The 19,789-nt window shown below is 55.2% G+C and carries 19 protein-coding genes and 1 tRNA gene; 8 read left to right on the forward strand and 12 right to left on the reverse strand.

Annotated features, from left to right (window positions below; translation table 11 throughout):
* Positions 1-26: 26 nt before the first annotated feature.
* From DFR38_RS13665 to DFR38_RS21265, 3 genes are all read right to left on the reverse strand, one after another.
* On the reverse strand, positions 27-965 hold the full coding sequence (locus DFR38_RS13665; RefSeq protein WP_082693516.1) for a dihydroorotate oxidase: 939 nt from the start codon (positions 963-965) through the stop codon (positions 27-29).
* A 117-nt stretch (positions 966-1,082) separates the two neighbouring features.
* Positions 1,083-2,852, reverse strand: a complete 1,770-nt coding sequence (gene feoB, locus DFR38_RS13670) for a ferrous iron transport protein B (protein WP_110313539.1) — start codon at positions 2,850-2,852, stop codon at positions 1,083-1,085.
* Positions 2,849-3,079 (reverse strand): FeoA family protein, encoded by a 231-nt coding sequence (locus tag DFR38_RS21265; protein ID WP_059286514.1) that lies wholly within the window; start codon positions 3,077-3,079, stop codon positions 2,849-2,851. Before DFR38_RS21265 ends, feoB begins: the two co-directional genes overlap by 4 nt.
* 221 nt (positions 3,080-3,300) lie before the next feature.
* On the opposite strand from DFR38_RS21265, the gene dcd reads away from it, so the two are divergent.
* Entirely contained in the window at positions 3,301-3,870 is a 570-nt protein-coding gene (gene dcd / locus DFR38_RS13680) for a dCTP deaminase (RefSeq protein WP_059286513.1), read from the forward strand.
* Positions 3,871-4,249: 379 nt separating this feature from the next.
* Here dcd and DFR38_RS13685 read toward each other — a convergent pair whose 3' ends face one another.
* From DFR38_RS13685 to cysK, 5 genes are all read right to left on the reverse strand, one after another.
* Positions 4,250-4,558 carry a hypothetical protein gene (locus DFR38_RS13685; RefSeq protein ID WP_059286512.1) on the reverse strand — a complete coding sequence of 103 codons (309 nt, stop codon included), beginning with the start codon at positions 4,556-4,558 and terminating at the stop codon, positions 4,250-4,252.
* A gap of 172 nt (positions 4,559-4,730) precedes the next feature.
* Positions 4,731-5,762: a histone deacetylase family protein gene (locus DFR38_RS13690; protein WP_110313540.1), complete on the reverse strand. Its 1,032-nt coding sequence runs from the start codon at positions 5,760-5,762 to the stop codon at positions 4,731-4,733.
* 97 nt (positions 5,763-5,859) lie between these two features.
* Positions 5,860-6,270 (reverse strand): YchJ family protein, encoded by a 411-nt coding sequence (locus DFR38_RS13695; RefSeq protein ID WP_059285318.1) that lies wholly within the window; start codon positions 6,268-6,270, stop codon positions 5,860-5,862.
* A 7-nt stretch (positions 6,271-6,277) separates the two neighbouring features.
* Positions 6,278-6,751: a hypothetical protein gene (locus DFR38_RS13700; RefSeq protein ID WP_233170330.1), complete on the reverse strand. Its 474-nt coding sequence runs from the start codon at positions 6,749-6,751 to the stop codon at positions 6,278-6,280.
* Between the two features lie 144 nt (positions 6,752-6,895).
* On the reverse strand, positions 6,896-7,828 hold the full coding sequence (gene cysK, locus DFR38_RS13705; RefSeq protein ID WP_059285320.1) for a cysteine synthase A: 933 nt from the start codon (positions 7,826-7,828) through the stop codon (positions 6,896-6,898).
* 120 nt (positions 7,829-7,948) lie between these two features.
* Between cysK and DFR38_RS13710 the strand changes: the two genes are divergently transcribed.
* Complete coding sequence (locus DFR38_RS13710) at positions 7,949-8,818, forward strand: ion transporter (RefSeq protein ID WP_059285321.1); 870 nt, start codon at positions 7,949-7,951, stop codon at positions 8,816-8,818.
* A gap of 14 nt (positions 8,819-8,832) precedes the next feature.
* On the opposite strand, the gene DFR38_RS13715 is transcribed toward DFR38_RS13710, so the two are convergent.
* The 3 genes from DFR38_RS13715 to DFR38_RS13725 all read right to left on the reverse strand — a co-directional run bounded on the left by DFR38_RS13715 (position 8,833) and on the right by DFR38_RS13725 (position 10,771).
* Positions 8,833-9,963: a glycerate kinase gene (locus DFR38_RS13715; protein WP_059285322.1), complete on the reverse strand. Its 1,131-nt coding sequence runs from the start codon at positions 9,961-9,963 to the stop codon at positions 8,833-8,835.
* Positions 9,964-10,054: 91 nt separating this feature from the next.
* Positions 10,055-10,474, reverse strand: coding sequence for a ProQ/FINO family protein (locus DFR38_RS13720; RefSeq protein ID WP_059285323.1), 420 nt, complete (start codon positions 10,472-10,474; stop codon positions 10,055-10,057).
* A gap of 212 nt (positions 10,475-10,686) precedes the next feature.
* Positions 10,687-10,771 (reverse strand) — tRNA-Leu (locus DFR38_RS13725).
* 209 nt (positions 10,772-10,980) lie between these two features.
* Between DFR38_RS13725 and DFR38_RS13730 the strand changes: the two genes are divergently transcribed.
* A complete protein-coding gene (locus DFR38_RS13730; RefSeq protein WP_110313541.1) occupies positions 10,981-12,177 on the forward strand; it encodes an amino acid aminotransferase in 1,197 nt (398 codons plus the stop codon).
* A 66-nt stretch (positions 12,178-12,243) separates the two neighbouring features.
* On the opposite strand, the gene DFR38_RS13735 is transcribed toward DFR38_RS13730, so the two are convergent.
* Positions 12,244-13,329: a nucleoid-associated protein gene (locus tag DFR38_RS13735; protein WP_239688572.1), complete on the reverse strand. Its 1,086-nt coding sequence runs from the start codon at positions 13,327-13,329 to the stop codon at positions 12,244-12,246.
* 342 nt (positions 13,330-13,671) lie between these two features.
* Here DFR38_RS13735 and DFR38_RS13740 point away from each other — a divergent pair, with 342 nt between their 5' ends.
* From DFR38_RS13740 to DFR38_RS13760, 5 genes are all read left to right on the forward strand, one after another.
* Complete coding sequence (locus tag DFR38_RS13740) at positions 13,672-14,214, forward strand: fimbrial protein (protein ID WP_059285325.1); 543 nt, start codon at positions 13,672-13,674, stop codon at positions 14,212-14,214.
* A gap of 168 nt (positions 14,215-14,382) precedes the next feature.
* On the forward strand, positions 14,383-14,922 hold the full coding sequence (locus DFR38_RS13745; RefSeq protein WP_082693333.1) for a fimbrial protein: 540 nt from the start codon (positions 14,383-14,385) through the stop codon (positions 14,920-14,922).
* A gap of 44 nt (positions 14,923-14,966) precedes the next feature.
* A complete protein-coding gene (locus tag DFR38_RS13750) occupies positions 14,967-15,752 on the forward strand; it encodes a fimbrial biogenesis chaperone (RefSeq protein WP_059285326.1) in 786 nt (261 codons plus the stop codon).
* Positions 15,753-15,797: 45 nt separating this feature from the next.
* Entirely contained in the window at positions 15,798-18,299 is a 2,502-nt protein-coding gene (locus DFR38_RS13755) for a fimbria/pilus outer membrane usher protein (RefSeq protein WP_082693334.1), read from the forward strand.
* Between the two features lie 182 nt (positions 18,300-18,481).
* Entirely contained in the window at positions 18,482-19,564 is a 1,083-nt protein-coding gene (locus tag DFR38_RS13760; RefSeq protein ID WP_082693335.1) for a fimbrial protein, read from the forward strand.
* Positions 19,565-19,789 lie beyond the last annotated feature (225 nt).

Genomic DNA, 19,789 nt, shown 5'->3' on the forward strand with positions numbered 1-19,789 from the left:
GTTACTGTCCAAGTACGCTTCTCAGCTCACAGCGTTTTCAATTTGCCACGGAAATCATCCAGCCGCTGGTATCCCTTGTGCGCCATCAACGCCCGCAATTCATCCAGAATGCGGGCAAACGCCCCTTCGCCTTCTTCGTACAGGCAGGTGCCGATCTGTACCGCCGTCGCTCCGGCCAGGATATGCATGAAGGCCTCACGACCACTGTTGATACCGCCACAGCCCACCACATGCTTGCCAGGCAACAGGCGGTAAAACTCACGGACATTGGCCAGTGCGGTCGGCAATACATAGCTGCCCCCCAGACCACCCAGCCCGTCCTTGGGCTTGATCACCACGCTTTCACGGTCGACATCGATCACCAGGCCATTGCCGATGGAGTTGATGCAGGTGACAAAGCGCAATGCGGGGAAGGCATTGAGCACGGCGGCCATCCGGGCAAAATGCACCGGATCGAAATACGGTGGCAACTTGACACCGAACGGGCCGTGGTAGACACGCGCCATCTGCGTCAGCGCCTCATGACAAGCCTGGAAATCGTAGCCCAGCTGTGGCTTGCCCGGCAGATTCGGGCAGGACAGATTGACTTCCGGCAAGCAGGGTAGCTGCGCAGCCGCCAGATCACTGAGCATGTCCAGGTTCTCCTGCAGCGTCATGCCGGAGAGCGACAGGAATAGCGGCTTGCCTGCGGCATAGGGATAGCTGCGCGCATAATCCAGGTAATAAGGATAGCCAGCATTGGGCAGCCCCATGGAGTTGATGCTGCCCAGCGCTGTCGCACAATAGCGTGGCTCCGGATTGCCTGTACGCGGCTGCGGTGTGCAGCTCTTGGTGATCACTGCAGCGGCCGCCGAGGTGCGCACTTGCTCCAGTTCCGCCACACTGCGGCACATGACGCCCGAGGCGTTATACAGCGGATTGGCCATGGCAAGACCAAGCCAGGAGACAGACAGGTCGACATGCATGCCTTGGATTTCCCGACAAAACAAAAAACGCAGTCTGCGCCCGGCACCGCAGGGTCGCTCTGCGCCACATCAAGCCACCATGCAATACGACCACCGCAGCGCGCCTTGCCCGGCCGTCTAGCGCAATAGATGCAGGCCCTGATAGAAGGCAAAGCAAAGCAGCCAGGCCAGCAGGACCGACCAGCCGACAGAGAGCGCGGTAAAGCTGCGGCTTCTGGACTCGCGCCGTATCGCCGCCACGGTGGACAGGCAAGGCACATACACCAGGGTAAAGATCAGGAAACTCATGGCCGAGGCCCAGTCCAGATGGTGTAGCAAGGCGGCCCCCAGGCCGGCCTCCGGTACGCCATAGATCACCGCCAGGCCGCCCAGCAGGATTTCCTTGGCGACAAAGCCCACCAGCAGGGCCACGGCCAGTTCATGCCTGATACCGATGGGGTCCAGCACCGGAGCCAATACCGTACCCAGCATATCGGCCAGCGTCTTGTTATCACCAGCCGGGATATGCGAAACCAGCCACACCAGCACCACTCCCATCAGGATGAAGCTGGAGGCCAGTTCGAGAAAGGCACGTACCTCGCCCACCGCCCGGATCAGCATGTGACGCATACCCGGCAGGCGATAAGGCGGCAGCTCCAGCAAAAACGCCTCATTGCCCCGATAACGATGTTTGAACAACCAGGCGGTGAAAATGGCGACCACGAAACTCAGCAGGTATAGCAGCAGCAAGACCCACGGCGCCTGATGCGGAGTGAACAGGATGCCGGCAAAAAACACCACCACCTGCAGCCGCGCCGAACACAGGGAAAAGGGGACGATCAGCATGGTGAGCAGGCGTTGCTGGCGCTCGCGCATCACCCGCGTACCCAGAATGGCCGGCACATTGCAGCCAAAACCCATCAGCTGCATGACAAAACCACGGCCATCCAGCCCCAGCCTGGCCATGAAGGCATCGGTCAGATAGGCCGCGCGCGCCAGGTAGCCACTGTCCTCCACCAAGGCCATCAGGATGAAAAACACGAACAGGATGGGGGCAAAAGTGAGCACGGTGGACACTCCTTGCCAGACGCCCTCCAGTAGCAGGCTCTGCACAATGGCAGGCAAAGGAGCGAGCCAGTGCTGCAAGGCCGCTTCCTTGAACCAGTCCAGCCCGTCGCCCACCCATCCTTGCAGTGGCGTGCCGATCTGATAGGTCAGATTGAACAGCAAGGCCATGCAGGCGAAGAACAGCGGCAAGCCCCAGCAGGAGTGCATCAGCCAGGCATCGACTTTTTCCGTGATGCCCGCCGGCAGCACGGCAGGCAAACGCCAGCACCCGGCCAGCAGTGCCCGCGCCTGCATGATGGCCTGCTGCGTCTCCGGCACGCGCTCCAGCTGGGCATGACTGGCAACCGCAGCACTGGCGGCCTGGCGATTCAGCGCCTCCAGCAGCGCAGGCCAGCCTTCCATGCGCTTGGCCGACACCAGCACCACCGGCACGCCAAGGCGCTGACGCAACAGCGGCAGATCAAGCGAAATCCCCAGCAGCCTGGCTTCATCCGCCATATTCAGCACCACCACGGCAGGCAGGCCGCTGGCCAGCACCTGTAGCGCCAGTGGCAGCTGGCGGTCCAGCTGGGCGGCATTGAGCAGCAGGATGGCCGCGTCAAATGCGGTGCTCATCAAGACATCGCGCACGACTGCTTCATCGTCGCTATAGCCGGTCAGGTCATTCACCCCAGGCAAGTCGACCAATTCCACCATCTTGCCGCCCAGCAGCAGCCGCGCGCTGGTGAGCTCGACCGTGAGCCCGGGCCAGTTGCCAACCCGTTGCGACATGCCGGTCAGGCGATTGAATACCGTGGACTTGCCCGTATTGGGCAGGCCGAGCAAGGCAAAGCGCTTCATTCCGCCACCCGTACCTGGATCAGACTGGCCAGACTGCGACGCAGTAAAAAGCGCGTACTCCCCACTTCCAGCACCAGCGGGCCACCAAAGGGGGCGCTGCGCATCAGGCTGAAATGACTGCCGGGAATCAGCCCGAACGCCGCAACACGACGGAAGGCCTCGTCAGACAGATCCAGGCTGTCCACCACGCCCTTGCACCCCAGTGGAAACTTGTCGAGTGACAACATCTTGCATACCCAATAACGCGAATAGTTTGCATTATTATAAGTAAAAGACCTTTCTCCCGATAAGGCTTCCTGGCCGGCATCTGCGCAAGGTTTGCGCAACATCAATGGCCAGCAAGCCCAAGCCGTTTGCCGGCATCGGCAAAACATGACGAGATATGGCCCTGCCGGGTCATACCGTTTAGAATCGGTGCCATCTAAATTTCTGTAACGGACCCCCGACCATGAGTATCAAATCCGACAAGTGGATCCGCCGCATGGCGCAGGATCACAACATGATCGAGCCGTTTGAATACAACCAGATCAAGAATATCAACGGCGAGAAGGTGATTTCCTTCGGCACCTCCAGCTATGGCTACGATATTCGCTGTGCCGATGAATTCAAGGTATTCACCAATATCAACAGCACCATTGTCGACCCCAAAAATTTCGACCCCGATTCTTTTGTCGAAGTCTCCGGCAAGGGCTACTGCATCATCCCGCCCAACAGTTTCGCCCTGGCCCGCACGGTGGAATATTTCCGTATTCCGCGATCGGTACTGACCGTGTGCCTGGGCAAATCGACCTACGCGCGCTGCGGCATCATCGTCAATGTCACCCCCTTCGAACCGGAATGGGAAGGCTATGTCACGCTGGAGTTTTCCAACACCACCCCGCTGCCGGCCAAGATTTATGCCAACGAAGGCGTGGCACAGGTGCTGTTCTTCGAATCCGATGAAGTGTGTGATGTGTCTTATGCCGATCGTGCGGGCAAATACATGGGCCAGGTTGGCGTCACCCTGCCCCGCCCCTGATGGTCGCCTTGCGCGACAAGCCGCTACGACAAGGACAGCCCAGGCTGTCCTTTTTTATTTCATCAGCATGAAAATCTGTCGGGCAATTTCCGCTGCCTGTTCTAGGATGAACTGTGGCTTATCCGTTTTCAGCAGCAAACCCAATACAGCACATGCTTTCTTCTTGGGACGTCGCGGTTCCCCCTTGCCGTAACGTCCCTTTTTTTATGCCGCAATAATACATATGTCATTTTTATTCAATATTCTCATTCTATAGAAATAGTTTGCTGCTTTGGCCATGACAGGGCAGCGCAAGAGACCAGGCACATAAAGAAACAGGGCCGGCAAAGCCGGCCCTGCTACTCCCTCATTCCCCGGTGACCCCGTTGTTGTCTCCCGACTAGATGACCTCGCTTGCCTTGTGGCAAGGATCTTCCAGCAAAATCCGGGCATTTTCCGCCAGTTGGTCCAGATCTTCATCCAGATGTTCCTGCATATCCAGCAAGGCCGCCTTCAGCACCATGGCAGCCAGTGCCGCCTGGTCGCCACTGAACACATGGGCCAATACGCGCAACTCACGGCAGGCATGCAGATCCAGCGGTACTTCCAGTGTGCGCACCACGTCGACCCGTGTTACGGCTTCAGTGGTCATGCCCTTGCTGCGGCAGCTTTCCAGCTCGCACAGCAAGCCTTTCAGAGCGAGTCCCATTGCCATCTCCTTTCACCCACACTTTAACGCTAGCTGGGCTCCTCCCAAAAACCAAGCGACGGCAGACAAGATATTGACTTGAAACAAAATATTCATCTGCCATTGCCAGCAATCGGGCTAGCCGCGGCCGCGGGGCTGCGCTGAAGGGATCACCGTAGTACGGGCGTGCCGGCTACTGCCGCATTGAAAAACCCTCCAGCACATTCACCGCATTCAGCCCGATGGGCTCCACCGCATACCCACCCTCCATGCAGAAAGCGGTAGGCAGTCCCAGCCCGCCAATCTGCTCACCCAGCCGTAGAAAGTCGGTGCTGGCCAGGGAAAAGCGCGAGATCGGATCGCCTTCGAAGGTATCCACCCCCAGCGACACCACCAGCGCATCCGGGGCATAGCGCCGGATTTCACCCAGCGCAGTGTCCAGCGCGGCAAACCACAAGGCCACGCTGGACGCAGCCGGCAGCGGAAAATTGTAGTTGTAGCCCAGGCCGGCCCCCTCGCCATGCTCGTCGGCAAAGCCAAGAAAGAAGGGGTATTCGGTGGCCGGATCGCCATGAATCGACAGGAACAATACGTCATCACGCTGGTAGAAGATATCCTGCGTGCCATTGCCGTGGTGATAGTCGACATCCAGCACGGCCACCCGCTTCGCACCGCGATCCAGCAGGCTTTGTGCTGCAATGGCGGCATTATTGAAGAAACAATAGCCACCACAGTAATCACGGGCAGCATGATGGCCCGGCGGCCGGGTGAGGGCGAATACGCCGCGCTGGCCCGCCGCCAGCTGATCGACGGCCGTCAGTGCCACATCTGCCGCGGCCGTGATGGCCGGCCAGGTGCCGGCGGTCAGCGGCGTGCCGCAGTCCATCGAGTAATAACACAGCTGCCCTTCCACATGCTGCGGGATGGCCGCGCGCAGACGGCGGATCTGCCACATTTTGGGCAAGGCGTCGTAGTCGCGCCCCATGGCCGTCCAGCGTTGCCAGGCAGTTTGCAGAAATTCGACATAGCCGGCATCGTGCACGCGCAGTACCGGTGCCAGCCCGTGCGCGACCGGCTCGATCACCGGGCCAAGATCACGTGACCTGACTTCCTGCAATACCATGTCGGCACGCGAGGGATTTTCGAAACAAGGCTTGAGGGTGCCATCGATCAGCTCGGCCTTGCCGTGCTGCAGGCGGTGTGTGTCGCTATAGATGGTCAGCATGGGAATATCCGGCAAGCAAAAGCCCCATGCTGGCGCGATGGGGCGATGGGGTCAACCATGACCGGGCGATGATTTGCCCGGGCGCAATACTGTTTGCTCAACCTTCTTCGGCATCGCCATCCACATAGAACCAGCGACCGTCTTCCTTGCGAAAGCGGCTGACTTCATGCAGCCGCTGTGCACGACCGTTGACTTTGTAGCGGGCGACAAACTCCACCACACCGGCGTCGTCCTCGGCACTGCCCGCCTGCGTGCTGAGCACGTCCAGCGCCAGCCATTTGACGAAGCGCTCTTCGCGCGACAAGTCCAGCTCTGCCGGACGGGTGGAGGCGTGCCAGCTGGCCAGCAGATAATCGGCATTATTCATGGTGTAGGCCGCATAGCGGGAGCGCATCAGGCTCTCGGCCGTGGGAGCCTGCTGGGTGCCATCGATATAGCGGCCGCAACAGTCGGCGTAAGAGGCCGTCAGGCCACAGGGGCAGGCACTGGAATGTTTCTTCTTGCTCATTGCTTTATCAGCCCAGGGCGGGCAATCCATAGAGTTTCAACAGAAAATTGGTAAATACCGGCGCTGGCGGCTTGGGCTGCAGCTTGGGCCAGCGGCGCAGCCATTCGCGCAAGCGCATTTCCATGCGTGCTTGCGACTCTTCTTGCGTCAGCCGTCCGGCATCGCGTTCCACCGCCAGGTAGCGATACATGGCAAAGCTGTTGTCATCAACCAGGTTGGCACCAATCAAGCGCAGGCGATAGACATTGAGCTGATCGGCCGCCGCCACGCGGCTCAGCTCGCCGCTTTTCACCTTGCCAGCCAGGCGACTGGCTTCCCTGAACAGCAAGTCCTGCTTGCTGTCAGGCTGCGGCTGGGCCTGCACCGGTCGAGCAGGTCGCACCCCGGTTTGCGGGGCTGCCGGTTGTTGCAGCAAGCTGCAGGCAGACAACACCAGCGACATGCCGGCTACCCGGCTAAGCACTTTGAGAGTGGAATGCATGGGCGGTAGTGTAGCGGATGTGGAGGCAGATTGGACAAAATACGCCGGCTGGCAGTTCGCTGCCGGCAGCCCCCCACATGACAAAACCGGCCGGGCAGTGACTGCGCGGCCGGTGAGATGGCGAGGAAGGCTGAGCTGAAACGATCAGGCCAGATGTTCGAACAGCGGTGTCGACAAATAACGCTCGCCAAAGGAAGGAATGACCACCACGATCAGCTTGCCGGCGTTTTCCGGGCGCTTGGCCAGCTGAATGGCCGACCACACGGCGGCACCGGAAGAGATGCCGACCAGCACGCCTTCCTGGGTCGCCACCGCCCGTGCCGTGGCAAAGGCATCATCATTCTTGACGCGAATGATTTCGTCGTAAACCTCGGTATTCAGAATGGGCGGTACAAAACCGGCACCAATGCCCTGGATGGGATGCGGGCCCTTCGGTCCACCCGACAGCACCGGCGACGCATCCGGTTCCACCGCCACAATCCGCACACCCGGTTTGCGGGCTTTCAGCACTTCACCGACACCGGTAATGGTGCCGCCAGTACCAACACCAGCCACGAAAATATCCACCTGGCCATCGGTATCGCGCCAGATTTCTTCAGCCGTGGTATTGCGGTGGACTTGCGGGTTGGCTGCGTTTTCGAATTGCTGCGGCATGAACCAGCTGTCCGGATTTTCTTCGACCAGCTGACGCGCCTTGGCAATGGCACCACCCATGCCATCCGGCCCCGGAGTGAGGATCAGTTCCGCACCGTAGGCTTTCAGCAGCTGGCGACGCTCGCGGCTCATGGTTTCCGGCATGGTGATCACCAGCTTGTAGCCACGCGCGGCGCAAACCATGGCCAGGCCGATGCCGGTATTGCCGGAGGTCGGCTCGACGATGGTCGTGTGCGGCCCGATCTTGCCAGCCTGCTCGGCAGCATCGATCATGGCCACCGCGATACGGTCCTTGACGCTGTGCGCCGGATTGAAAAACTCCAGCTTGGCGACCACGGTGGCGACGCAGCCATCGGTAACGCGGTTCAGTTTGACCAGAGGGGTATTGCCGATCAGGTCGGTTACGGTATTGGCGATACGCATCGTCTTATTCTCCCGGGCAACATTAATGCAAGGTTTAATAACGCTTATAATATATGAGCGCTCAGAAAACTCTAATAGTGTTTACTTCTATTCAATGAACCAACTGGTCCCACATCCATCATGCCGACCCAGGAAGAGCTGATTCCCTTGAGCGGCTGGCGCCGCAAGCTGTACATCATCATTTTTGAGGCAGACACCCGCAGCGGCCGGCTGTTCGATCTGGCGCTGATTGTCAGCATCATCCTGTCGCTGCTCACCGTGATCCTGGAGAGTGTGGCCAGCATCCGCCAGCAATGGGGCCCGCAATTAAAGATTCTGGACTGGCTGTTCACCATTCTGTTCACGCTGGAATACCTGCTGCGTCTGGCCTGCGTCCACAAACCGCTACGCTACGCCCGCAGCTTTTTCGGCGTGGTCGACCTGTTGTCCATCCTGCCGCTCTACCTGGGCCTGTTCATTCCGGAAAGCCGCTTCCTGGCCGATATCCGCGTGCTGCGGCTGCTGCGCATGTTCCGCATTCTCAAGCTCACCCGCTACATGGGCGAGGCACGCGAGCTGAAACGGGCCATGCTGGCCAGCCGGCGCAAGATCATCGTGTTTCTCGGCACCGTGGTACTGCTGGTCATCATCCTGGGGACGCTGATGTATGTCATCGAAGGCGAAGCCAATGGCTTCACCAGCATTCCGGTCGGCATTTACTGGGCCATTGTCACCCTCACCACCGTCGGCTTTGGCGACATCACCCCCAAGACACCATTGGGCCAGGCATTGGCCAGCCTGGTGATGATTACCGGCTATGGCATCATCGCCGTGCCCACCGGCATCGTGACGGCAGAAATCGCCCGCGGCGCATCGGCCACCCCAACCGACAAGCAGTCGGCCACCCGCCTCTGCCCCCATTGCTTCAGCGAGGGGCATGATTGGGATGCGCGCTTTTGCAAGCATTGCGGCGGCACACTGCCCAGACCAGCCAGGGGCGAGGTCAGCTAACGTACTGCTAAAGGCTAGGCGGCGGCCCGGGCGGCCAGAATGGTGCGCGCCACTTGTTCGGCCAGTTGGGCCAGCCGTTGCGGAGCTTCCTGCATCGCGCTATCCAGCGACATCGGCCGGTTGCACAGGGAATAACAGCCGTCAAAACTGCCAGCCAGCGCCCCTTGCTCGTCGGCGATGACCGCACCGGACAGCAGGCTGACCGGCACACCGGCCGCGCGTGCCAGCGCAGCCACACAGGCCGGAGCCTTGCCCGCCAGTGTCTGGCTGTCGCTGCGCCCTTCCCCGCTGAACACCCAGTCGACCCTCTGCAGGGCTGCCGCCAGGCCAAGATGGCGCGCCACGGCCTGCGCCCCCGATTGCATGCGCCCACCCAGCAACAGCATGGCATAGCCCAGCCCACCGGCAGCACCACTGCCGGGCAGGTGCCGGGTATCTCGCTGCAAGCGGGCATCCAGCAGCTGCGCGAAATGGGTGATCTCGCCATCGATGCGGGCGATATCCGCCGCAGCCACGCCTTTTTGCGGGCCGAAGACTGCGGTTGCCCCACGAGGCCCACTCAGCGGATTATCCACATCCGACCAGATTTCCAGCTCGACATCGGCAAAAGCCTGCAGCAAGCCATCGGCGTCCAGCGTGAACAACTGCGACAAATCCTGCAGTGCGCCGTCCAACCGTTGCCCCCGGGCATTGAGTAACTGCAGACCAAGCGCCGCCAGACACGCCGCCCCACCATCATTAGTACTGGAGCCGCCCAAGGCTACTGCGATACGCCGCTGCCCCGACTGCAACAAGGCTGCCAGCATCTGGCCAACACCACGGCTGCTACGTTGCGCCACCGGGCTGTCTCCCGCTTCGGGCAAGCCGATGATGCGCGCCACCTCCAGCACTGCGGTTCCGTCCGGCAACAGCAAGCATGGAGCCATGATGGTGTCACCCGTGGCATTGCACACCGGAAACTGCAGCCACTGGCCGCCAACAGCGGCATACAGGGCATCCTGCGTCCCTTCGCCGCCATCGGCCATTGGACGAAGCAGGCACTCCGCCTGCGGGTCGGCGCGTTCAATGCCACGCTGCATCGCCTCTGCCACCGCAGCGGCCTCCAGCGAGCCTTTATAGGAATCCGGTGCAAGCAGCCAACGCATGGGTCATCCTCCAGCGGAAAATGGACAACATAAATGCAAAACCCCTCCTTGCCAAGGCAAGAAGGGGTTGGTAACGGGGGCGAATGAACGCTTATTCTGCCGACTGGCCTTCTGGCGCCACCGGCGTCGCACTGGCTTCTGGTGCAGTAGCGGCTTCAACTGCCGGTTTGGGTGCCGACATCAGCTGGGCAGCCTTTTTCTCTTCAGCAGTCACTTCGCCGCTCGGTTTGCCGGCCAGGTCGAAACGCTTGCCGCCACGCGCCAGCGACTTGACATAGCGCGGCTTACGGCAGTGATTGGCCACCACACGGGAAATCAGCGTGGCATCGAATTGCGGCAAGGCAGCAATCAGGCTCTCATGGATGCCCAGAGCCAGCGGACGGAACTGACGAAACACTTCGAACTTGCTGTAAACATGTTCCGCAATCATTTCTGTCTGTTTTTTCTTCGACAGACTCTGCACTGCGGATTTGAGAGCAGCACCCAGTGCCGTTTCGGTATTTGGCTTCATGAACTTCTATCTAGATCCAGTGATGCTTTTCAATGACAGGCAAGCCTGCCAGACGGGGTGACGGTATACAACCCGTCGCTAGCACAGCCTGTCATCATCTCCATGACGCTGCTGCGCCCTGTATGGTAATGCAGCTTGCAAGCGCGTGCCAGCAAAAGCCGGCATCGACCAACTGGTCTGCTAGCCATGTGGCTCGAACAGTGTAACGGTGTTGGTGCGCCCAGCCGGGGTCGAACCGGCACAACCGAAGTCGAGGGATTTTAAGTCCCTTGCGTCTACCAATTTCGCCATGGGCGCACCGAGTGGCGGATTATGCCAGCACTCTGCCGCAGAGTCACCCTTTGCACGCGCAATTTCCCTTATCCAGCAGCACAAGCCGTGCATGACTTGCTGCTATTGGCCGCTTTGCGCGAAGATGGCTCTCTTAATACAGCGCAGCAACCCTGTTCTTAGGACGGGTCGCTGCCCACTACCTATCCTGATCGCTACCAAGGAATTGCCGTCTCATGTTCGAACATGTCGAAGCCTATCCCGGCGACCCCATCCTGACCCTGGTGGAAACCTTTCATGCCGACACCCGCAGCCAGAAAGTAAACCTGGGCATCGGCCTGTACTATGACGAAGAGGGACGCATCCCTCTGCTCGACTCCGTGCAACAAGCGGAAGCAGCCCGTGCAGCATCTCCCGCACCGCGTCCTTACCTGCCGATGGAAGGCGCCGCCAACTATCGCAGCGCCGTGCAAAAACTGTTGTTTGGTGCGACACACCCGGCACTACAGCAACAACGCATCGCCACCATTCAGACCATCGGTGGCTCCGGAGCGCTGAAAGTGGGCGCGGATTTCATCAAGCGCTATTTCCCGCACAGTGAAGCCTGGATCAGCAAGCCCAGCTGGGATAATCACCGCGCCATCTTTGAAGGTGCCGGGATCAAGGTGCATGACTATCCTTACTACGATGCACACAGCGGTGGCCTCTTGTTCGATGACATGCTGGCCACACTCAAGCAATTGCCCGCGCAAAGCGTGGTCTTGCTCCACCCCTGCTGCCACAACCCCACCGGGGTTGACCTGAGCCAGGCGCAATGGGATGCGCTGATTCCCGTGCTGAAAAACGGCAATTTGCTGCCTTTCCTCGACATTGCCTACCAAGGCTTTGGCCAGGGGCTGGATGAAGACGCCTACGCCATCCGCGCACTGGCCGATGCGGGAATCAGCTTCTTTGTCAGCAACTCCTTTTCCAAAAACCTTTCCTTCTATGGCGAACGCTGCGGCGGACTGTCCATCGTCTGCCAAAGCCAGGAAGAAGCAGAGCGCGTACTGGGACAGATGAAAGCCACCGTACGCCGCAACTACTCCAGCCCCCCCACCCATGGCGGTCAGATTACCGCCGCCGTGATGAACGATCCGGCTTTGTTTGCCCTATGGCAAACCGAAGTGGCACAGATGCGGGTACGCATCAAGGCCATGCGCCAGCAATTGTTCGCCGTACTCAGCGCCCGCCTGCCTGGCCGCGACTTCAGCTACTTCACCACCCAGCAAGGCATGTTCAGCTACACCGGCCTCAGCCCGGAACAGGTAGACCGCCTGCGTGAAGAGTTTGCCGTCTATCTGGTGCGCTCAGGCCGCATGTGCGTAGCCGGCTTGAACAGCCGCAATGTGGACTATGTCGCCCAGGCCATGGCCAGCGTGCTGGAAGGCTGAGGCCATCCCCACCCCGCCCAGCAAAAAGCCCGTCATCACTGACGGGCTTTTTGCTCACAACAACAATCAGTCGCGCTTGTGCAGCTTCAAGGTCAGGCTTAACTCTCCCTCACCGTCATTCACCGACTGGATATTTTTCAAGGTAATGCCTGTCGGCAACAGCACACTGATGCCATGACCGATACCATATTTGGATAGCGATTTTTCCAGACGCTTGGCCATGTTTTGCGCCGGCAGCCGCGCCTCCTCATCCAGGGCAAAGCCATATGCCTCGGCCGCGCTGTCAAATGCCTGGCTTACCTGCTCCTTGCCGACGAATTTTTCGGCGATGGAACTGACCTGACCGGTCGACATCTCCTCTTCCGCACCGCACACCGCCAGAAACTCATCCTTGAAGCGGGCCTGCTCGAGCGGGTCGGCAATCTCCTCGGATAGCTGTTCGACCACGCTGGCCACCATGCGGCTGCTGCTTTGCGCATCCGGCACCCGCATCGCCTTGAGAAAATCATCCAGCCAGAACTTTGCTTGCTGACCACCACGATCCACGGCATAGACCAGCGGACTGTTTTCCAGGATCAAGGCCCCCTTATCAATCAGACGCGGGTTGATGCCAGAGGCATGGCGAATGTCAAATACCTCACCGGCCTCGATCACCGACAGAAAGTCATCCCGCACTTCCGACTTGAATACCCCCAGGGCACGCAACTGCCGCTCACCATCAGACAAACCGGCAAACAAAATGACAAACAAATCGCCAGCACTGATATTCGGATGCTGTGAACGAGCATACAAATGCTTGGCAATACGCTGGGAAACCGTGAGGAAGTCCAGCTCATCCCTGAAAAACTGCCGCGTGTAGTGATAGATCTCATTCAGATTGAGATCCGACTCATGAAAGAACTGGTGCTTCTTCTTGTCGGAAACCACACCCCGCAAGTAGCCACTCAAGATGAGCGAGGAAACACCATCATCCACATCACAAGCCCGCTCGGACAGCTGCAAGCCCTCTCCCCTAGCCTGATTGCCTACCCGATGCACCACCAGGCGTTCAACACGCGATTCACCAATCAACATAAGCTGCCTCAGCTCAAAGCAAAGCAGGATTATTGCCCCCGCCCCGCCGCTTGACAATCGAAATGCGTGGCAGCGCAAATGCTATGCAATCGAAATACATTACATGACATGGACAATTCGATAAAAAAGAAATAGTCAATACACATCAAGCAAGACGAATGCAGTAATCAAGGCAAATTACCAACATGTGGCCAGCACTTAACTTCTGAGCAAAATTTAATCATTTAAAATAATGACGTTTTTTTAAATTTTCCCACATAAAACAAGCCAAATCAGCTGGATATAGGAAATTTCCTAGATTCAAAAATGATGCGTCTTAGATGAAAAAACTGTCTCCCAGTCGATACTAGCCTGAGTCAAACGCACGCAACGCGTCAGCGTATTTGAATCCTCCTCATCCGACACGAAGGAACAGACATCATGAAAAAATTGCTCACCACCGCTTCTACCGCTCTTCTGCTGGCTGGCCTTGCTGCACAGGCACAAGCTGCAGACGGCACCATTACCTTCAATGGTAATGTGACCGCCCAATCTTGCACCCCGACCGTTGCCGGCGGCACAGCTAACGGCACGGTGACCCTGCCGACCGTCTCGGCCAAATCGCTGGCTAGCGCCGGTGTTACCGCAGGTACAACTCAGTTCTCTATCGCACTATCAGGTTGCTCAGCAGCAGCCACCCAAGCAGCCACCTGGTTTGAAGCTGGATCTAACGTTGATCCCGCATCGGGCCGTCTGATTAACACCGGCACCGCCACCAAAGTGGATGTAGCACTGTACAACAGTACCGGCACCACGCCGATTGCTGTTGGCCAAGGTAATGGCTCCTTGGGCAGCAGCGGTACTGCCGTACCGATTACCAATAATGCCGCCACCATGAACTTCAATGCCCGCTACTACGCCACTGGCGCAGCCACGGCCGGCTCAGTTGTCGCCTCGGTTAACTACACCATTCAATATCAGTAAGCAAAGCGCTGCATGCTGCAGCGTCATGGCATAGCTGCATAGCCAATCCCCAAGGAGGAGTCATATTGGCTCCTCCTCGTACTATATATCCGCGAATTTAACCATTCGCCACTTTCAGACTATAAAAAAAGCACGCACTAGCGGTCTGTCTACCTGAGGAAGCTTGCAATGCAAAAGGTCCTTATAAGCGTTTCAACCATATCATTACTAGCTGCATTAGCTTCGACAGCCCAAGCCGCCGATGGACTCATCAGTTTCAATGGTGATATTTCATCAGAGACCTGCACGATCAGTGCAGCCAATGGTACCAATGATGGCACGGTGACACTGCCAATTGTTTCGGCGACTGCGTTAGCCAGTCCTGCAGCAACAGCTGGAGCCACACAATTTGCCATTACCCTCAGCAGCTGCCCACAACCATTCAAGAAAGCTGCAGCCTGGTTTGAAGCTGGTAGTAATGTTGATTCCACTACCGGAAGACTGATTAATACTGGCACCGCAAGCAATGTAGATGTTGCCTTGTACAACATAAACTCTAATTCACCAATCAATATTGGCCAGGGTAGTGGCTTTGGTGCTAGCGGTGCCTCCTTCGATATTATCAACGATGGCGCCATACTGAATTATCGTGCCAGTTACTATGCCAAAGCTGCGGTCACTGCAGGCACCGTTATTGCAAGCGTCAATTACACTGTGCAATACGAGTAGATATTAAGCAACTCCTTTTCACAGAAGCAAAGCAGCAGAGGGTGATGAATTTACATCACCCTCTTGCCATCACTAATAAAGTATCTGGGGAAAACATGATAAAAAACTTCATTACAGCAGTAGGCACTTTTTCCATGGGCAGCCTGTTTAATCTGGCACAGGCCGACGTATCCATTAATGCAACACGCATCATCTACCCCGCCAGCAAAAAAGAAATCACCTTTACCGTAAATAATGCGGGAAAAAAATCATCACTGATCCAGGCATGGCTTGATGAAGGAAATAGCAAAGACACGCCGGACAACACTAGCGCACCCTTTGTTTTAACCCCACCCATATCCATATTGCAGGCCGAAAAAGGGCAGAATATTCGCGTACGCTATACCGGAGAAATAGCACTTCCCACCGACAAGGAAAGCCTGTTCTGGATAAATGTACTCGAAGTACCACAAAATACCGACGATCCTAACCAATTGCGCATCGGCATCAGAAGTCGGATCAAATTTTTCTTTCGCCCTGAAAAGTTAGCACTATCTCCAGAAAATGCACCAGAAAAATTAAGCTGGAAACTGATTAGCAAAAATTCCAAATGGTATGTGCTTATTCACAATGGTACCCCGTACTATATCACTTTCAATCAAATACATATCAATACAGAAAAAACCAAGGGCAGTGTGGATTTATCACCGCAAAAATCAATGATTTCACCTAATGGCGATATGGAATACGAAATAACCGCCAAGAGTGATGAAATCAAGCCCGGCATAAATTTCAGCGTTATTAATGATTATGGTGGCAGCTCTAGCTATACAGCAAAGCTTGCCGAATAAACCACTTGAAGGTTGCCACCGTAGTGGCACAACAAGGTTTATACAGTGAAATCCATTAGCTTCAAAAAAAAACCAATACACCTTTTTCTGGCCGTCTGCTTTGGCATAAGCCATCAAGCGGTACAAGCCAATGAAAATGGCAGCGAGCCTTCTTTTGATAGAAGCTTGCTATGGGGTGATTCATTGAAGAAACTGGATTTCAGTAAATTTCAGACTGGATCATCATTGCCGGAGGGTGAGTACAGTACGGATGTGCTCATCAACGAAATACCGCGCGGACGGCGTGATCTGCGCCTTATCAAAACTGAAGATAATAAAAATACTGTCCCATGCATTCCGCGATCACTTTTACTGGAGCTGGGCGTGCGTGCCGATCGCTTACCAGAGCCAACACAAAAGGGGGAGGATATCTGTGTTGATCTGGCCAAGCAGATTAACGGCGCATTCTACCAATTTGATAGCAACCTGCTACAATTAAAAATAAGCGTTCCACAGGTTGACATGCAGCAGCATTTCATAGGCTACACCTCACCAGACAGCTGGGATGAAGGTGTACCTGCCCTGCTGCTCGACTACTCCAGTAATATTTACTACTCAAAAACAGCCAATACTGACAATAGCAATGCCTACTTGTCGGCAAATATCGGACTGAACCTGGGCAGCTGGCGTTTCCGCAATACGACATCGGTTAACTGGAGTAATAGCAACGGCCATTCAATCCAACCGATCCGAAATTATATCAGTCGCGATCTGGATGCCATCCATTCCCAGCTGATTATTGGTGATAGTTTTAGCGATTCCGATCTATTCACTTCGGTTCCGGTACGGGGTATCCGCATAGCCAGCGATGACCGGATGAAGCCCATCAATGATACCGGATACGCACCGGTCGTCCGTGGCATGGCCAATAGCAATGCGCATGTGGTCATCCAGCAAAACGGCTATACCATTTACGATACCACCGTCGCTCCTGGTGCATTTGAAATCAGGGATATTGCTCCAGCCAGCTACAACGGTGATCTTGTCGTAACGGTGACTGAAGCTGATGGCAAAAAATCAACATTTACCGTACCGTTTTCTGCCGTACCACGTTCGCTACGAGAAGGTTCGAGCCACTATAATTTTACTTTAGGCCAAGTGCGCAAGCTGGCAAACACAACGCCCATGCTTGGACAGTTTACCTATCAGCGCGGGATGTCCAATTTACTCACACTAAATGGTGGGGTGACCGCAGCAGATGGCTATACCACATTAGAACTAGGCAGTGTGTTTAATACTGGTGCTGGCGCCCTTGGCTTTGATGTCAGTAGTTCAAATACGAAAATCAATGGCACAACGCTAACTGGTCAGTCTTATCGATTCAGCTTCAACAAGCTATTCAATAACACTGGAACCAATGTCACTCTTGCTGCCTATCGCTACTCGACCTCCGGCTACATGGATGTGCAAACTGCACTAAATATTCGGGACACGATGGCAGATCCCAACAATGGGCAACTCTTATTTAACAACTTTTCCCGGCTACGCAGTCGTGGAGAAATCAATATTAATCAAAACTTTAAAAATGGGAGTTCTGCTTATATAAGTGGCTCCATTCAGGATTACTGGGGTGGCCAAGCACGTAGCACCCAATACCAGATGGGTATACGGCAAGGCTACAAGTGGGGTAGTTTGGCAATTGATGCCAATAGACAAACCAACAATGGCGGACAAAGTGTCAACAGCGTCATGCTAAGTATCAACTTTAACCTGGATAGCGGAAAGATATTCAGCAGCAGCCTGCGTAATGATTCTACGGGTAGCAGTGATGCACAACTGAATATGAGCGGTAGCTTCGACCAGGATAGAAAAATGAGCTATGGAATCAACATAGGAGAAAGTCGTGGTGGTGGCAGTAACAGTAGCAGCATTGCTGGCAATCTTGCTTACCAAGGTAGCAAAGGCATTGTCAATGCGAGCGCCAGCAGCTCCGGTGGAAATAAACAAGCTTCGCTGGGCTTGAATGGCTCGGTCGTCGCCGCGGCCGGGACCGTGTTATTTGGCCAACCACTCGGAGAGAGTACTGCAATTATTGAAGCACCAGATGCCAAAGGTGCGATGGTGGCGCCTGGTATTGGCGTAGAAGTGGATGGCTCCGGTCATGCACTGCTGCCATCGCTCTCCTCTTACCGCAAAAATGATATACAGCTGGAAACGGGTAGCATGAGTGATGGTGTGCAATTGGACTATAGCAGTACACAAGCGATTCCGCGTAGTGGTTCGGTGGTACTGGTGAAGTTTAAAACCACGATGGGCTTGCCATTGCTACTGAAAACACGCTTTGCCGATGAAAGCCCACTGCCCTTTGGTGCCAGCGTAAAAGACAAGGACGGTCACATAGTCGGTGATATTGGTCAAGCTGGCAAACTATTTGCGCGAGTGAAACAGCCCAGCGGTAGCTTGTTTGTCGACCTCGATGGTGGCAAAAAATGCATGCTAAGCTATGACAATGCTGAGCTTACGATCACTTCTTTCAAGACAGCAGTTTGCCAGATGGGCATTCAGTAATGGCTACCATTAATTTTATTTTGACACATACCATTTTAATGACACATGATAATAAAAATTAAATAACCATGCCCTAGCGCAAAGTGCACATGTAAAAGTAGTAAGAAATCCTTTAGAAAACAAGCTGCACCTTTCAAGCTGCTTAAAACCATAAAAACAGCTGGCACTTGCGGAGTGATACGATGAAATTCATGCCAAAACATTTCAATTTCTATAAATTGCTTACACTACACTTTGGGAAAATATTTATCCTAATCGGATTATTTTTTTTGCATAACTCATCCTATGCAAGTTGTACTGTTCAAGGTACTAATATAGGTGGTTTGAATTTATATTTATTCACTACAATTCCCCCACTCACCGTTGCCAACATTCCAGCCAGTACACCCTTGATCACTCCAATTAGTGATTGGTATACGACAACAGCGACCGCCTTCTCCAATTGCATTCCAAATGAAAGGCTCAGTCTAGCCGCGGCTCAACCTTCAACCAACCTCACTTACGATGACAACGGAACTACCTATACCATTTTTAAACTTCCAAATTCGAATATTGGTTACATAGCATCTGTCCAATGGACTGGAGCATACCAAACACTTCCTTTTCCACTTCCAGTAGATAAAGGATGGTGTTTCTTGGTGGGAGGCATATGCTACTCGGCAGCAAATCGTACAGTATTATTGACCGCTAAAATTCGGTTTATCAGAATTGCCCCACTTAGCAGCGGAGTTATATCTCTGCCAACAACGGCAACCTACATCATGGGATGGACTTCAGACGGTGGTTCATACCGAGGTTTATTTCGCGTTGAACCAACCAGCGCTATTATTCAGACCCAAAGCTGCACCGTTAATACCAGCAATATCCAGGTTCAGCTACCAGGCATCCAAACTGCACTATTGCCTAGTGCAGGATCAACTACAGGTGCAACGCCATTCAATATCTCTATTAACTGTCCCAATGCGGTTAATGCCTATATGACTATAACCGATAACAGCAATCCAGCGCAGACCAGCAATATCATTCAGGCAGCAAGTGGATCCACGACAACGGGTATTGGTGTACAGATAAAGCAGAATGGGAAAATTATTTCCATGGGACCAGACTCTAGCATGGCTGGCAATCCCAATCAGTTCCTGATTGGTAACAATGTCATCGGCAACCAGTTAATCCCCTTTAGTGCCAGTTATATTCGCACATCGGCAGGTAGCGTGGGGGTTGGCACTCTAACAGCACGGGCTACGTTTACCATGTCATACCAGTGATGCCAAACAGGATACCTTGCAACCCTCGCGTCCAATATAATTGCTGTGTACCTGGTATAAACCAATCCATGTATGCAATACAATGACTGGATAATTACCAGCATTGTAATCTGCCACAGGCGCCACTCCTTTTACCCTGTCTTTAACTGCCAAAGCAGTGTAGATTTTGCGCATGCATTAATACCTGCCCCCACGCCGTCAATCACACCCTAAGCAACAACGATA

This window comes from Aquitalea magnusonii, from assembly GCF_003202035.1.
Classification (GTDB): Bacteria; Pseudomonadota; Gammaproteobacteria; order Burkholderiales; family Chromobacteriaceae; genus Aquitalea; species Aquitalea magnusonii.